Raw genomic sequence first — 14,344 nt, forward strand, 5'->3', positions numbered from 1 at the left:
TAATTTAAATAAAAAATAGACAAATTTAAGACAATTTATCGAATAAAGAAAGAACTGGGAAGCTAAAATTCCAGTTCTTTTTTACATTTCAAAGTATTTGAATAAATGGGCTGAAATTATAAACCGTTATTTGTCGAGGCAAAAAAAACCGTCATTTAAAAAGGAAATTGACAACTATGTTTAATAAATTTTTTATATACTTAGTCAATGTCTACATTAATAATGTAATTTATCCTGTATGAAAGCGTTATCATTAGTTATAAACTGAAAGTGTAGTTAGGGGGTGTCAATATAAATATGGAACTTGATAATCGACAAATCATGATACTAAATTTTTTACTGGAAAATGATCATACAACTTATCAAGAATTATCATCCGAGCTAAAAATATCGACAAAAACGGTAGGAAAGGCAATTAGCAATCTTCAAGAGGTACTAAAGGCGCACACTAATTTAAAAATCATTGTTCAGCCTAAAAAAGGAGTTTCCTTAGTAGGAAATAAAGATGAGGTAATGAGCTTATTATCAGACTTTGAGGTTGCTAAGGTAGATACGCTAGAGGATCGAGTGACTGATACGATTGCGAAGCTATTAAACACGAATTCATCTTTGAAAATTCAAGATTTGGCAGATGGCCTTTATGTTAGTCGGTCAACGATGGAAACTACAATCAAAGCGGTTAGACATAAATTGAATAAATACGATATAAATTTAATTTCCAATCGTAATGGTCTAAAAATTCAAGCAGATGAAAAAAATAAGCGCCGTTTAATGTCAGAGGTTGTTAATTATTATTGGGGAGGCTTTACGGCATCTACTAATAAATCGGCACTTTTAAATTTGAATATTAATTTGATTGGGGAGGCGAATTATTTTTTAAATCAAGAAATCTTGAAGCGAGTGGGTCGATTACTTAATTATTTTATGAATCAGACAAAACTACAGTTTACGGATTATGAATTTCAAACGTTAGCGATTCACTTAGCGATTGCGATAGAAAGAATTGAATCCAAGCATTTTTTATTGCAAGCAGACCAGCACGAAAATCCAATTTTAGAAAATACTGCTCTATTGGTTCAATTACTTGAACAGGAATTCATAATTGAGATACCAGAATATGAACAGGCTTATATTGATATCCATATTTCCGCAATTGAAAAAAATGCAATGAATTATCCTTTAGACGATTTAAAGCTACCCTATTTGGATATGGGTGAACAGCTTAAGGCTATTTTGTTAGAATCACTTGCTGATTTAAAGGTTGATTCAGAACTGATTAATCATTTGATACTTCATCTGAATGCCGCAATTAAACGACTACGCTTAGGTGTTAAGATTTATAATCCTTATACCGATAAAATTAAAGCCTCTTTTAAAAGGGCGTTTATGATTAGTGTTGATTTACTTGAAAAAATTGAGCATGAATTCCAGGTTCAGTTTGATGATGCTGAAATTGCTTATGTGACGCTTCATATTCAATCTTTTTTAGATCGCTGTAGGTCGAATCAGCTTGCAGTAATTTTGGTTTGTAGTAGTGGCTATGGTACATCTAAATTATTGGAGCAGCGAATTAATCAAAGCTTATCTGATTTAATTAAAATTAAAAAGGTATTAAGCATCAATGCACTTCATCACGAGACTATTAGAGATGAACTGGTGGTTAGCACAATCCCAATTGAAAACGCTGATTTTCCTGTTATTGTTGTTAGTCCCTTAATGCTAGAAGGGGATATTAATCGAATTAAGCAATATTTAAAAATGACCTATAATCGCGAGAACCCCTTTTTATCATTGCTAGATGAAAAATTTTCTTTTTTTAATAAAAAAATAGGTGATACACAGCAAAATGTCCTAGAAATGATTGCGCAGCAATTACGAGCTGCTAAATATGGTAAAAAAGGGATTCTCGAAAATGCGATTAAAAGAGAGATACTTGCCTCAACAGCGCTTAATGACTTCGCAATGCCACATGCTGAAATTAGCTTTGTCAATGAGCCAGTCATTAGTATTTATATTAATCCAGAAGGGATTGACTGGAATGGCAGTCGAGTTTATATTGTATTTTTCTTTGCTCTCAACGAGCAGGTAAAGCCTGAAATAAATCGAATTTATGAAATTTTTAATGAAATTGTTTCAAATCATCAGCTATTAGTAAACTTACGAGCTAGTTCCTCTTTTGAAGAATTAGTAAATATATTGAAAGAGGCGATTTAATGTTTAGCGAAAAAATTGATGACAAAAATATTCTAATGAATTTGGATGTCAAAACAAAAAATGAAGTAATTGAGCGGCTGTCTGAAATTCTAGTGATAAATGGTTTTATTTCTGATATTGAGCAATTCAAAAAGGATGTTTTTGACCGAGAATCACACATGACTACAGGCATTGGAAACGCCATTGCGATTCCACATGGTAAGAGCTCATCAGTGATCGAATCTACTGTGATTGTTGCTAAATTAAAGCAGCCGATTGAGTGGGCAGCGTTAGATAAGCAACCTGTCAATCTTGTCTTTTTATTAGCAATTAAGGAGGCAGATAAAGGAAATGAGCATCTGCGTTTTTTAGCGGAGCTTTCTGGAAAACTGATGGATGATGATTTTGTTCAGCGGCTTAAAGCAGCGCAGGATAAAGACACGTTAATTAAAGCATTAAGCTTTTAAATATAAGGAGGAGATTTTAATGACAAAAATGGTAGCAGTAACAGCTTGTATTGCAGGTATCGCACATACCTATATGTCAAAGGCAAATTTAGAAAAATTTGCTAAGAAAAATGGCGTTGAGATTAAAGTTGAAACACAAGGTGCAATGGGAATGGAAAATAAGCTATCAGAGGCAGACATTAAAGCAGCGGATGTAGTTATTTTCGCAGTAGATACGAACGTTTCTGAGCGTGAAAGATTTGAAGGCAAGAAAATATTAACCGTTGGGACCTCTGAAGTAGTAAGGGATGGTGAGAAAACAATAGAACAGGCGTTAGCTTTAATTCATAACTAATTATTTATAAGGGGGTATTATTAATGGATATTAAAAAACAAGGTAAAGAAATATTAAATCATTTTCAAAGTGGTGTATCCTATATGATTCCGTTAGTCGTAGCAGCAGGATTACTAACTTCGATTGCCGTTATTTTTGGTGGAACAGGTGTTTGGGACCAAACTGATACCTTCTGGGGTGTTTTACGAATGATTGGTCAAACAGGTCTACAGTTTATTGTGCCAATGATTTCAGCATATATTGCCTATTCAATTGCTGATCGTCCAGGGCTGGCACCCGCCTTTATTACTGGTATGATGTGTCAAAATCTAGGAATGGGATTTATCGGTGGGATGGTTGCAGGTCTTGCCTGTGGTTATATCGCCAACGCTTTAAAGAAGGTTAAAGTACCGGTTCAAATTATTAGCTTGAAATCAATTATGCTAATCCCTTTTGTGACGACGCTTGTAGTTGGCGTGCTGCTTTGGTATGTTCTTGCAACACCAATCCAAGCGATGACAACCGGCCTGACTGCTTGGCTGGAGGGAATGACTGGTGCTAATGCAGCATTAATGTCTGCAATTCTTGGAGCGATGATGGCATTTGACATGGGTGGACCAATCAATAAAATAGCTTATGCTTTTGGTGTGGCTTCCTTTTCAAGTGGTAGCTTTGGAGCAAGCACAGCAATGTTATTAGCGATTGCAATCCCACCTTTTGGCATGTTTTTAGCAACCTTATTGAATAAAAAGCTTTACGATGAATCTGAGCGCGATAATGCAAAGACCGCAATGATTATGGGCTTAGTAGGTATTACAGAAGGCACAATTCCCTTTGCGGTGAAAGATCCCCTACGTGTTATTCCGAGCATTGTCGTTGGGACTGCAGCAGGCTGTGCATTGAATGGCTTTTTCGGTATCACACAGGCAACGATGCTTTCAACATTTATGGCAATTCCTTTTGTTTCAAACATACCATTGTATATTGTTTCGATTGCTGTCGGTGGAATTATAACAGCATTAATGGTCAATGCGCTAAAATCTATTAAATACAAAAAAGAAGCACAAACAATCGAGCCCAAATAGTAAATTAGAAAGGTAGGCCATTTTTTATGGTAAAAGCACATTTGATTCAGCATACACATTGGGACAGGGAATGGTATTTCACTAATGAAGATGCAATTGTCTTGTCAGATCAAGTGTTTACTGAGGTTTTAGACGAATTAGAAAGGAATCCAAAGGTCAATTTTTGTTTGGATGGACAAACGTCGATTGTTGATGAGTACGTAGAAATAAATCCTGAAAGCTTGCCGAGAATTCAAAAATTAATTGAGGCCGGGCGACTATTTGTTGGTCCGTGGTATGCGCAAACGGATGCATTGCTAGTAGATGCTGAATCAATTCTTAGAAACTTAATAATCGGTATCAGTGATACGCTTAATAAATATGGAAAGCCAATGATGGTTGGCTATTTACCGGATACTTTTGGCTTTAATGCGAATTTACCGACTTTATTACAGCAAGCAAATATTGATAATTTTATGTGTTGGCGTGGTTTAAATTTTGAAACAATGGTTCCCTCCCCTTATTTTATTTGGAAGGGGCTGGGGGATAAGCTAGTTTATGCAATGAATTTTCCGTTCGGCTATATGACTGGCATGATGAATTTGGATGCTATTGCTGATGTACCAAAATTTGTTACAGAAAAGCTAGATGTTGCAGTAGAAATGCTCCATAACCACGGAGACAATGAAGATATTTTAGTACCTTCAGGTGTAGATCAAAAATCAATGGTTTTAAACTTTGATCAAATTATTAGTGAAATAAATGCTAGTAGTAAGTATGATAATTTAATTTCTGATTATCCATCGTATGTTGAGATAATGCGGAATAATCGGAATTTACCAGAATATAAGGGTGAGCTAAGGCAGCCTGTTTACGCTCGAGTGCATCGTTCGATTGGATCAGTCAGAACTCAGATGAAATTAAATAATTTTAACCTTGAACAGAAAATACTAAAGCGGATTGAACCCTTAATGGTAATTGCTGAAAAAAATGGTGTCCGTATTAGCAAAGGCTTATTGAGGCGCTTGTGGAAGCTTGTCCTACAAAATCAAGCACATGACAGTATCGGTGGCTGTGTATCAGATAATGTGATGCTAGACATTAATCACCGTATTAAGCAAGCAAATGAAATTGCTGATGGCATTGAAAATTTAATTTTTAAACGAATTGCCGATGCACTGTCTTTAAAAGCCAATCAAGTCTTACTATTTAATACGACGCCAACTGATTATCGAGGACCTAAAACAGTCCACATTGTAGCTAGCTCTAAAGCCATTCAATTTAAAGGCAGTGCTTATAATGTTATTGAGAATGAAAAATATTATCCAGAGCGTAAAAATGCTTACCGAATGACTGCAATTGGCTACGAATATTTTGATGAGCCAGCATATTATGAGCTTGATGTAAAAATTGAAGCCCAAATACCTGCTTTAGGCTATACAATTGTTGAGTTTAATGACAGCCAGAATGAGCTAGAAATTCCAAAGCATACTGAGAGAACAGTGATAGGCAATCCAGATTTTCAGCTCTCCTATGAAGCTGGCACCGTAAGTTTGAAGGCGAATGGTATAGAATATCAAGACTTTATTCAGCTGGTAGATTCAGCGAATGATGGTGATACTTATGATTATTCACCACTTGAAGGCGATAAGGCAGTTCGCCTAAATTTTGAGCATGCAAAATCCTTTAGCGATACCGTTCAGGAATCCTTAGTAATTTATGGTAATGCTATTTTACCTAAAAATTTAGAGGATAGGTTAGCGAGTCAACCAAATCAAGAAAAAATAAATTATCAAATGACTTTGAGTATTGATAGTCAAAATGTAATTGAAGGTAAGATTATCCTTGAGAATAAGATTTATTCGCATCGGCTGCGTTTAGTAATCAATGTTTTGGATAGCTCTGAAAAATCAATTGCTCAAATCCAAAATGGCTTTGTTGAAAATTTACCTATTCCTGTACCAGCTGACTGGCAAGAAAAAATGGTAGAAAGGCCAGTGAATTTAGAAATTTTTGATAAAAGCATATCGGTAGTTAATGACAATGATTATTTAACAGTGTTTGCGGATGGCTTGAAGGAGTATCAGCGCATCAAAAATAAGCTTTACATTACATTAATGGCAACCACTGGGGAGCTCGGTAAGCCTAATCTTAAATGGCGCCCAGGTCGTGCTTCCGGTGATACGACTAATGAAGGTCATATTATGATGCAGACTCCACTGGCACAAGAAATAGGGCAATGTGATTTTACCTTCGGAATCGCTATTTCAAAGGGCAAATTTGATGAATTTAAGGTGGCACAGCAGGCAGAAAATCGTTTACAGCAATCCATTTCTTATCAAAAGCAAAGCTTGAATGTTTTTATTAACCGCTTAGACAATAAGATTTGGCCATTGCAAGAGAAGCTGACTATTCCAGAAGAATTTTCGTTATTAGAGCTGCCTGAAAATTTGATTATTTCTGCTATTTATCCATCATATTTTCATGATACTGGCTTTGTTATTCGATTTGCCAATCCTACAGGAAAAGAGCAATTAATGCCTGAGGCTGTTTTGAAATTGGGTACAGTGGTAAACGCCGTTGAAGAAGTGCAAAATCAGATAAGTATTTTGCCATATGATTATTTATCAATTTTGATAGCGAAATAAACGGACTTCAATAAAATTGGACTCGGAGAAATATTTAAATCTGCTATTTACTTGAACAATTTAAATGAATAGTTATGTTAAAGGGGTTGGGACAAAAGTCCCAGCCCTTTTAACATTATTCGTAATTTACGTGGAACAGTGCGACAACTTCAATGCCATAGGAAAATGGACAAGTTGCCGAATATTATCTAAAAAGCGTAAACGGCTCGTTCTGAAAGTTGAGCATAAGACTGAAAAATAGTAAAAGGCGCTCTTTGCCTATCTATTTTTTCAGCTTATGCCGATACTTTCAAGCCGTTGAAGCTAGATTGTCTAAAAAGCGTAAATGGCTCGTTCTGAAAGTTGAGCATAAGACTGAAAAATAGTAAAAGGTGCTCTTTGCCTATCTATTTTTTCAGCTTATGCCGATACTTTCAAGCCGTTGAAGCTAGATTATCTAAAAAGTGTAAGCAGCACGTTCTGAAATGTGAGTATAGGCAGAAAATAATTATAATGGCATTCTTTGCCATGACGACTTACTCTCAGAGAATTTCAGAATGAAATTTGAGGCAGTTAGTCGGAAAGGTATGCAGTTGAAGCTAGATTATCTAAAAAGTGTAAGCACCTTGTTTGACGGGCTTTCTCTCTCAAAACTGTTCAAATAGATACGTCATCCGGTCAGACAGAAAGCGTCTGACTGAATAAACGAATGACTCGTCTATTTTTCACAGTTTTAATCAGAGAGAAAAAGCACCTTGTTTGACGGGCTTTCTCTCTCAAAACTGTTCAAATAGATACGTCATCCGGTCAGACAGAAAGCGTCTGACTGAATAAACGAATGACTCGTCTGTTTTTCACAGTTTTAACTAGAGAGAAAAAGCACCTTGTTTTACGTCGTTAAACGTCTTTTGTCTTTTTTTCAATCGGCCACTTTACTTATTGAGCTTTTTTATTTTTTACCTTTTGTTTTAACGCTTCAATTTTTTCTTTTTGTGAAGTTTGCTTTATTGCAGTTCCAGTATATTTTTGATTTAGCTTTTTTTGTTTGTCATCAAGCTGATATTTACCCATAATTGCTCCTTTTATGTAATTAGATACGATTCATTGATTGATTTTTTATCATTATGATAAAAATTGACAACAAAAATTATATCACACTTTTTTGCGTGTTTTTGATTGATTTTAATTGAAAGTGGTGATATTATAAACTTGAGGGTGTGATGAAAATGCTTACAAAAGAGAGAGAAGATTTAATTATTCGCTATCTGGAGGAGTGCTCTCGTGTTGCAACTACTGAGCTTGCTCAACGCTATGATGCTTCTGAGTCAACGATTAGACGTGACTTAGCACGATTGGAGGCACAGGGAAAACTTGTCCGAATACATGGTGGTGCTGAAAAAAAGATAACAATTGATGAACCAACCTATTTGGAGAAAACGAGCAAAAACACGCAAGAAAAAATCGAAATTGCTCAAAAAGCACGTCAGCAAATTGAAAGTGGTGAAGTTGTTTATATCGATGCAGGCACGACGACAAGCTTTATGATTCCACTATTAAAGGATGACTCAATAACGGTTGTTACTAATTCACTGCATCATGCAACAAATTTAATTAATTTAGGTATTGAGACATTTATTCTAGGTGGACCAATTAAGAATACAACAGATGCGATTGTTGGTATGCAAGCAATCAAACAGTTAGAATCGTATCAAATCAATCGTGCCTTTATTGGCGCCAACGGTGTTCATCGAAGCTTTGGTTATTCGACACCTGATCCATTAGAAGCGATGGTGAAAAGAACAGTCTTAAAAGCGTGTGAGCATGCTTATATTCTGGCTGATGAAACCAAATTAAATAAGGTGACATTTAGTAAGATTGCTAGTCTAGATGAAGCAGAATTAATTACAAATCAAAAAGGCATCGATTATACTTGGTAAGTAAGGTATATTTAGAAAATTAGAGGAGGATTTAATGATTTATACTGTAACACTGAACCCATCAATTGACTTTATTGTTCGTTTGGAAAGCTTGAAGCTTGGTGAAGTCAATCGAATGGAGAGTGATGATAAATTTGCAGGCGGTAAGGGCATTAATGTTTCCCGTGTCTTAAAGCAAATTAATTCAGAGTCAGTGGCGCTTGGATTTGTTGGTGGTTTCACGGGTAAATTTATTTCGGATACCTTAGAAGCTGAGGCTATCAGCTCAAAATTAACGTCTATTACTGAAGATACTCGTATTAACGTTAAGGTTAAATCAGATTTAGAAACTGAAATCAATGGTGCAGGTCCTGATATTTCACAAAACGAATTAGAGGATTTAAAGTCTAAGTTAGCTAAATTGACTGCTGATGACATTGTGGTCTTTGCTGGTAGCGCTCCGAGAAGCCTCGGTAATAAGGTTTATGAAGCATTAATTGCGCTGGTCAAAGAAACAGGTGCTGATTTTGTAATTGATATTGAAGGGGATACCTTACTTCATGCACTACCAAAAGAGCCGTTAGTGATTAAGCCGAATAACCATGAGTTAGGTGATATCTATGATGTTACTTTAAATTCGATTGCTGAAATTATTCCCTATGGTGAACGCCTATTAAAAGATGGCGCAAAACATGTCATGGTCTCAATGGCTGGTGATGGTGCCTTACTTTTTACTAAAGAAGGTAATTATTTTGCTAAACCGATTAAAGGTCAGGTCAAAAATTCTGTAGGCGCTGGTGATTCAATGATAGCAGGCTTTGTTGGTACCTTTCATAAAACGGGTGATGCAATTGAGAGCTTTAAATACGGTGTCGCTTGCGGGAGTGCAACCGCATTTTCTGATGATTTAGCAACTGCTGATTTTATTAAAGAAATTTCTAAGCAGGTTGTTATCGAAAAATTAAATTAATAATAGATTTTTATTAGTTTAATCTTATTAATTATGGGTTGATTGAGTATTTGTGCTCAAATTTATAAATATTTTTACAAAGGAGAAAAAATGAAAATTACAGATTTATTAATTAAACAAGCAATGATTCTGGATCTTCAAGCAACTGACAAGGCTTCGGCTATTGATGAAATGGTTGATAAATTATATGAAGCTGGTCGCATTACAGATAAAGAAGTATTTAAAACTGGCATTTTGAATCGGGAAGCACAAACTTCAACTGGACTAGGTGAAGGCATTGCGATGCCTCACGCAAAAAATGAAGCAGTTAAAGAGGCAACCATTTTATTTGCGAAATCTAAAGCGGGAATTGATTATGAAGCCTTAGACGGTCAGCCGGTATATGTATTCTTTATGATTGCCGCACCTGCTGGGGCAAACGATACGCATTTAAAAGCTTTAGCCTCATTATCTCAATATTTAATGAAACCTGGATTTATTGATAAATTAAGAGCAACAGAAACACCTGACCAAGTAATTGCCCTATTTGAAGCTGAAGAAAAGGAAGTTGCTCAACCAGAACCAGCACCAGAAATTAAAAGCGATAAATATTTAGTTGCTGTAACAGCATGTACGACTGGTATTGCTCATACATATATGGCAGAAGAAGCGCTTAAAAAGAAGGCAGCAGAGCTTGGAATTAACATTAAGGTTGAAACCAATGGTGCCAGTGGTGTTGGCAATCGCTTAACGGCCGCTGATATTGCCAAAGCAGATGGCGTCATTGTGGCTGCTGATAAAGCTGTTGAGATGGAACGCTTTGCAGGTAAACATTTAGTAAATCGTCCAGTTGCTGATGGTATTCGTAAAACAGAAGAATTAATTGATTTAGCAATCAGCGGTAAAGCACCAATTTTTGAAGGCTCAGGAGAGAACTCAGAATCTGAAGATGAAGCAGCAGTTGGTTTAGGTAAGAAATTTTACAAGCACTTAATGAGTGGTGTATCTCAAATGTTACCATTTGTTATTGGTGGTGGGATTTTAATTGCAATTGCCTTCTTAATTGATAATGCGATGGGTGTACCAAAAGATCAATTATCACAGCTGGGTTCTTATAACGAGCTTGCTGCTTGGTTTAAAAATGTTGGTAGTGCTGCCTTTGCATTTATGCTACCAATCTTGTCTGGTTACATTGCATATTCAATTGCTGAAAAGCCCGGTTTAGTATCAGGCTTTGTGGCTGGTAGTATTGCCTCAAGTGGTTTAGCCTTTGGTAAAGTACCATTTGCTTCAGGTGGTGAGGATACCTTAGCCTTAGCAGGTGTGCCATCTGGCTTCTTAGGTGCCCTTGTAGGTGGTTTCTTAGCTGGTGGTGTCTTAATCCTACTTAAGAAAATTTTTGCCAACGTACCACGTTCGCTTAATGGTATTGTTTCAATTTTAGTTTATCCAGTTTTAGGTGTTTTCTTAACCGGCTTTTTAATGTTATTTGTTAATATTCCAATGGCTGCGATTAACACTGGCTTGAATAATTTCCTTGAAAGCTTATCTGGTACAAGCGCCGTCTTAATGGGCTTAGTTTTAGGCGGTATGATGGCAATTGATATGGGTGGTCCCGTGAATAAAGCGGCATATATCTTTGGTACAGGGACGCTTGCTGCAAGTATTTCGACCGGTGGTAGTGTTGTAATGGCTGCTGTAATGGCTGGTGGTATGGTACCGCCATTAGCAATCTTTGTTGCAACATTATTATTTAAAGATAAATTTAATAAAGAGCAACAGGATGCCGGTTTAACAAATATTGTGATGGGACTATCATTTATTACCGAAGGGGCAATTCCATTTGCCGCATCTGATCCAGCTCGTGCCATTCCTTCGTTTGTGATTGGCTCAGCATTATCCGGTGGCTTAGTCGGACTATTTGGTATTAAGCTACTTGCACCACACGGCGGTATTTTCGTAATCGCCTTAACAACCAATCCATTACTTTACATTGTCAGTGTAGTGATTGGTGCGATTGTGTCAGGTGTCATCTTAGGACTATTGAAAAAAGCACCTGTAACAAAATAAATCAAATATAAAAAGTCGTTATCAAATTTAATTGATAGCGACTTTTTTATTTTAAGGCTCAATGGCAAATCTGGCTGATTTGACTAAAAGGATTACTATGGATGTTAGACAGCCATCATCGAATGACTGTTTTTTTAGTATTGCTCCAGCTGACTAGAAGGCTACAGCTTTAGAAATACTTTTAAATTACGCTTCACGCTTTATCTGTTATGGAGCTTGCTGATGTTTTCCACAAACAAAGCCAAATTGACACATTCGGTGCACTTTTTTGCTAAATTGGTAATGTTTCTCGGAAATATTGGATTATTCACAACTAGAAGTGCGGGTTCATTTTGGGAAGATTTGCTTTTTTATCATTTTAAGACAGATAAAAATTGGACTGAAGTATTTATCAGTCCAATTGATTATAGCGCCTATTTTAAAGCGTGATATTTACTCAAAGCACTTAATCTGATTAACTGTTTTAGCATCAAGATTTTTTAAAATCGCCAGCAATAGCTTTTGTGCCTGCTCAAAATCAGCCAAACTAAAAAGAGTTTGATGGGAATGGATGTACCTTGCGACAACACCGATTGTTGTGCTTGGTATGCCATTTTGTTTTAAGTGGGTTGCGCCTGCATCCGTGCCGCCTTTGCCAAAGTAGTATTGATAGGGGATAGCATTGGCTTCTGCCGTGTCAACAACAAAATGCTTCATTTCTTGTAGCATGATATGTCCTGGGTCAAAAAGTCTAATGATTGGGCCTTCACCGATGGCACCATCTGCCTCTTTTTTATCAATATCATCCGCTGGGGAGCAGTCAATGGCAAAGCAAAGGTCTGGCTTGAATTGATTGGTCGAAACATGTGCGCCGCGTAAGCCGACCTCCTCTTGAACATTGGCGCCAATCACTAAATTAACTGCTAAATCGATGTCGGCTAATGCTTTGACAGCTTCTGAGACCATCAAAATGCCAAATCGGTTATCCCAAGCCTTAGCAATCATATTTTTTTGATTTGCGGTTATGATGGCTTGTGCTTCTGGTATTATAAAATCACCTTTTTGAATGCCGAAACTGGCGACCTCTTTGGCATCTCTAAATCCACCATCAAATAAAATAGCTTCAATTTTTGGCATTGTTGGCTTGCCATCAATACCCCTTAACAAATGAGGTGGTGTCGAGCTAGAAATTACCGGTATCTTTTGTTGCTTCTTGGTAATGAGGGTGAAGCGCTGTGCTTGAACCACCAATGGATTCCAGCCACCTATGGGAACTACCCTAAAAAAGCCATTGTCGGTAATTTCGCTAACCATAAAGCCAACCTCATCCATGTGAGCTGCGACTAATATGGTCGGTGCATTTTTTATTTTACTCTTTTTAATTGCAAAAATGCCGCCTAAGCCATCATAAGTAATTTGATTGCTATATTTTTCAAAAATAGGGCGCAGATAAGCTCTAATTTCTCCTTCAAAGCTCGAGGTGCCTTGAAGTTCAGTCACTTCTTTGATTTTTTGGATTAATGCTGTATTCATTTTAGTTCCTTTCTCATTGCAATATGCGGTATGCCTGCATCCCTAAATATTTCACCATAGGCCTGATAACCCAATTTTTGATAGAAAATTTTGGCGTGAAGTTGGGCGTGTAGGTCAATGATTTGAAAGTCTAAATTCTGGGCAAAGTGTTCGGCAAATAAAATTAACGCCTTACCAATCTGCTGTCCTCGATATGCCTTTAGCACTGCCAAACGTTGGATTTGTATCTGTCGTTTTTTTTCATCTGGGTAAAGGCGTAGCACGCCACAAGCGATATCTTGGTCATTATAATAAACAAGATGGATACAATAGGCTTCCAGATGATCAATTTCTAATTCAGGAGGTATCCCTTGCTCTTTTACAAAAAACTTTTGACGTATCTTCAGACCATCAAAATAGATATTAGATAAGGTATCACGACTACTTAATATTTTCATTTGTCACCTCAACTCTTGATTTATCTTAAATTATATCATGTATTTAGATGTTATTGATAAGGCTGGACCTTGTTTTAAAATTTTAAACAAATTAAGATTATGCTATAATAAAAATAAAAATTAAGGAGCTTATTAAATGCCATTTGTTAAAATTGATCTATTTGAAGGCCGTTCAGATGAACAAAAAGCTGAGCTAGCTAAAGAAGTTACTGAAGTTGTTAGTCGCGTTGCGAAAGCACCTAAAGAAGCAATTCACGTTTTTATTAATGATATGCCTGAAGGTACCTATTTCCCACATGGTGAAATCAAAAAGAAGTAAATAAGTCTTTAAAGCAATGGCACCCTAGACTAAGGCGTGCCATTTTTTTGTTAAATATGTTAGAGCTTACTGATTGGCATTGTGACATAGTTAAAAATAAATAATTATGTTAGAATATGACAGAGTAAAAAAATGAATTGGAGAATAAAATGCAATTAACCAGTAAACAAAAAAAATATCTAAAAGGTCAAGCACACCATTTGAACCCGATTGTTCAAATTGGTAAAAATGGTCTAAATAATGAAATAAAAACAAATATCCGTCAGGCGTTAGATGCGCGGGAGCTGATTAAGATTGTTTTATTACAAAACACAGATGAGGCTATTGATGAGGTGGCTGAAATTCTTGAGGTACAGCTTGGTCTGACTGTTATTCAAAAAATCGGTAAAATAATCGTGGCCTATAAGAAATCAGATAAAAAAGAAAATCGGAAAATAACGAACGAACTTTATCAAATCAAATAGCACTTGAATTGTT

Annotated in this window: 14 protein-coding genes; 11 read left to right on the forward strand and 3 right to left on the reverse strand. The window is 36.3% G+C overall.

The annotated features are described in order from the left end of the window. The first annotated feature begins 297 nt into the window (after positions 1-297). Genes HOY35_RS03345 through HOY35_RS03365 form a run of 5 tightly spaced genes read left to right on the forward strand, consistent with a single transcriptional unit; the run spans position 298 to position 6,685 of the window. Positions 298-2,214 (forward strand): BglG family transcription antiterminator, encoded by a 1,917-nt coding sequence (locus HOY35_RS03345; protein WP_172210859.1) that lies wholly within the window; start codon positions 298-300, stop codon positions 2,212-2,214. Beyond that, complete coding sequence (locus tag HOY35_RS03350; RefSeq protein ID WP_172210857.1) at positions 2,214-2,660, forward strand: PTS sugar transporter subunit IIA; 447 nt, start codon at positions 2,214-2,216, stop codon at positions 2,658-2,660. The genes HOY35_RS03345 and HOY35_RS03350 overlap by 1 nt, the downstream gene beginning before the upstream one ends. 19 nt (positions 2,661-2,679) lie before the next feature. Next, on the forward strand, positions 2,680-2,994 hold the full coding sequence (locus HOY35_RS03355; protein ID WP_172210856.1) for a PTS fructose transporter subunit IIB: 315 nt from the start codon (positions 2,680-2,682) through the stop codon (positions 2,992-2,994). A 23-nt stretch (positions 2,995-3,017) separates the two neighbouring features. Next, positions 3,018-4,058 (forward strand): PTS fructose transporter subunit IIC, encoded by a 1,041-nt coding sequence (locus tag HOY35_RS03360; RefSeq protein WP_172210854.1) that lies wholly within the window; start codon positions 3,018-3,020, stop codon positions 4,056-4,058. Between the two features lie 26 nt (positions 4,059-4,084). After that, a complete protein-coding gene (locus HOY35_RS03365) occupies positions 4,085-6,685 on the forward strand; it encodes an alpha-mannosidase (RefSeq protein ID WP_172210852.1) in 2,601 nt (866 codons plus the stop codon). Between the two features lie 915 nt (positions 6,686-7,600). Here HOY35_RS03365 and HOY35_RS13595 read toward each other — a convergent pair. After that, a complete protein-coding gene (locus tag HOY35_RS13595; protein ID WP_283770042.1) occupies positions 7,601-7,735 on the reverse strand; it encodes a hypothetical protein in 135 nt (44 codons plus the stop codon). A gap of 155 nt (positions 7,736-7,890) precedes the next feature. Here HOY35_RS13595 and HOY35_RS03370 point away from each other — a divergent pair, with 155 nt between their 5' ends. The 4 genes from HOY35_RS03370 to HOY35_RS03385 all read left to right on the forward strand — a co-directional run bounded on the left by HOY35_RS03370 (position 7,891) and on the right by HOY35_RS03385 (position 12,028). After that, entirely contained in the window at positions 7,891-8,601 is a 711-nt protein-coding gene (locus HOY35_RS03370; RefSeq protein WP_172210850.1) for a DeoR/GlpR family DNA-binding transcription regulator, read from the forward strand. Between the two features lie 34 nt (positions 8,602-8,635). Next, positions 8,636-9,550 (forward strand): 1-phosphofructokinase, encoded by a 915-nt coding sequence (gene pfkB / locus HOY35_RS03375; RefSeq protein ID WP_172210848.1) that lies wholly within the window; start codon positions 8,636-8,638, stop codon positions 9,548-9,550. Between the two features lie 90 nt (positions 9,551-9,640). Continuing rightward, on the forward strand, positions 9,641-11,599 hold the full coding sequence (locus HOY35_RS03380; protein WP_172210846.1) for a fructose-specific PTS transporter subunit EIIC: 1,959 nt from the start codon (positions 9,641-9,643) through the stop codon (positions 11,597-11,599). A gap of 222 nt (positions 11,600-11,821) precedes the next feature. Next, positions 11,822-12,028, forward strand: coding sequence for a hypothetical protein (locus HOY35_RS03385; RefSeq protein WP_172210844.1), 207 nt, complete (start codon positions 11,822-11,824; stop codon positions 12,026-12,028). Positions 12,029-12,031: 3 nt separating this feature from the next. Here the strand turns inward: HOY35_RS03385 and pepA are convergent, their stop codons facing one another. Both pepA and HOY35_RS03395 read right to left on the reverse strand, forming a co-directional pair. Continuing rightward, positions 12,032-13,111 carry a glutamyl aminopeptidase gene (gene pepA, locus HOY35_RS03390; RefSeq protein ID WP_172210842.1) on the reverse strand — a complete coding sequence of 360 codons (1,080 nt, stop codon included), beginning with the start codon at positions 13,109-13,111 and terminating at the stop codon, positions 12,032-12,034. Further along, positions 13,108-13,548, reverse strand: a complete 441-nt coding sequence (locus tag HOY35_RS03395) for a GNAT family N-acetyltransferase (protein ID WP_172210840.1) — start codon at positions 13,546-13,548, stop codon at positions 13,108-13,110. The genes pepA and HOY35_RS03395 overlap by 4 nt, the downstream gene beginning before the upstream one ends. 136 nt (positions 13,549-13,684) lie before the next feature. Here HOY35_RS03395 and HOY35_RS03400 point away from each other — a divergent pair, with 136 nt between their 5' ends. Both HOY35_RS03400 and yhbY read left to right on the forward strand, forming a co-directional pair. Further along, positions 13,685-13,867 (forward strand): 4-oxalocrotonate tautomerase, encoded by a 183-nt coding sequence (locus tag HOY35_RS03400; RefSeq protein WP_172210838.1) that lies wholly within the window; start codon positions 13,685-13,687, stop codon positions 13,865-13,867. 149 nt (positions 13,868-14,016) lie between these two features. Then, positions 14,017-14,331, forward strand: coding sequence for a ribosome assembly RNA-binding protein YhbY (gene yhbY / locus HOY35_RS03405; RefSeq protein WP_172210836.1), 315 nt, complete (start codon positions 14,017-14,019; stop codon positions 14,329-14,331). Positions 14,332-14,344 lie beyond the last annotated feature (13 nt).

The sequence above is a fragment of the Enterococcus sp. MMGLQ5-1 genome (assembly GCF_013155265.1).
Taxonomy (GTDB): domain Bacteria; phylum Bacillota; class Bacilli; order Lactobacillales; family Streptococcaceae; genus MMGLQ5-1.

Bases quoted from the DNA above. Each gene is read 5' to 3' on its own strand.
- HOY35_RS03360 (WP_172210854.1), top strand. From the start codon at position 3,018: ATGGATATTAAAAAACAAGGTAAAGAAATATTAAATCATTTTCAAAGT.
- HOY35_RS03385 (WP_172210844.1), top strand. From the start codon at position 11,822: ATGTTTTCCACAAACAAAGCCAAATTGACACATTCGGTGCACTTTTTT.
- HOY35_RS03350 (WP_172210857.1), top strand. From the start codon at position 2,214: ATGTTTAGCGAAAAAATTGATGACAAAAATATTCTAATGAATTTGGAT.
- HOY35_RS13595 (WP_283770042.1), bottom strand. From the start codon at position 7,735: ATGGGTAAATATCAGCTTGATGACAAACAAAAAAAGCTAAATCAAAAA.
- pepA (WP_172210842.1), bottom strand. From the start codon at position 13,111: ATGAATACAGCATTAATCCAAAAAATCAAAGAAGTGACTGAACTTCAA.
- HOY35_RS03380 (WP_172210846.1), top strand. From the start codon at position 9,641: ATGAAAATTACAGATTTATTAATTAAACAAGCAATGATTCTGGATCTT.
- HOY35_RS03355 (WP_172210856.1), top strand. From the start codon at position 2,680: ATGACAAAAATGGTAGCAGTAACAGCTTGTATTGCAGGTATCGCACAT.
- HOY35_RS03345 (WP_172210859.1), top strand. From the start codon at position 298: ATGGAACTTGATAATCGACAAATCATGATACTAAATTTTTTACTGGAA.
- HOY35_RS03395 (WP_172210840.1), bottom strand. From the start codon at position 13,548: ATGAAAATATTAAGTAGTCGTGATACCTTATCTAATATCTATTTTGAT.
- pfkB (WP_172210848.1), top strand. From the start codon at position 8,636: ATGATTTATACTGTAACACTGAACCCATCAATTGACTTTATTGTTCGT.
- HOY35_RS03365 (WP_172210852.1), top strand. From the start codon at position 4,085: ATGGTAAAAGCACATTTGATTCAGCATACACATTGGGACAGGGAATGG.
- HOY35_RS03370 (WP_172210850.1), top strand. From the start codon at position 7,891: ATGCTTACAAAAGAGAGAGAAGATTTAATTATTCGCTATCTGGAGGAG.
- yhbY (WP_172210836.1), top strand. From the start codon at position 14,017: ATGCAATTAACCAGTAAACAAAAAAAATATCTAAAAGGTCAAGCACAC.
- HOY35_RS03400 (WP_172210838.1), top strand. From the start codon at position 13,685: ATGCCATTTGTTAAAATTGATCTATTTGAAGGCCGTTCAGATGAACAA.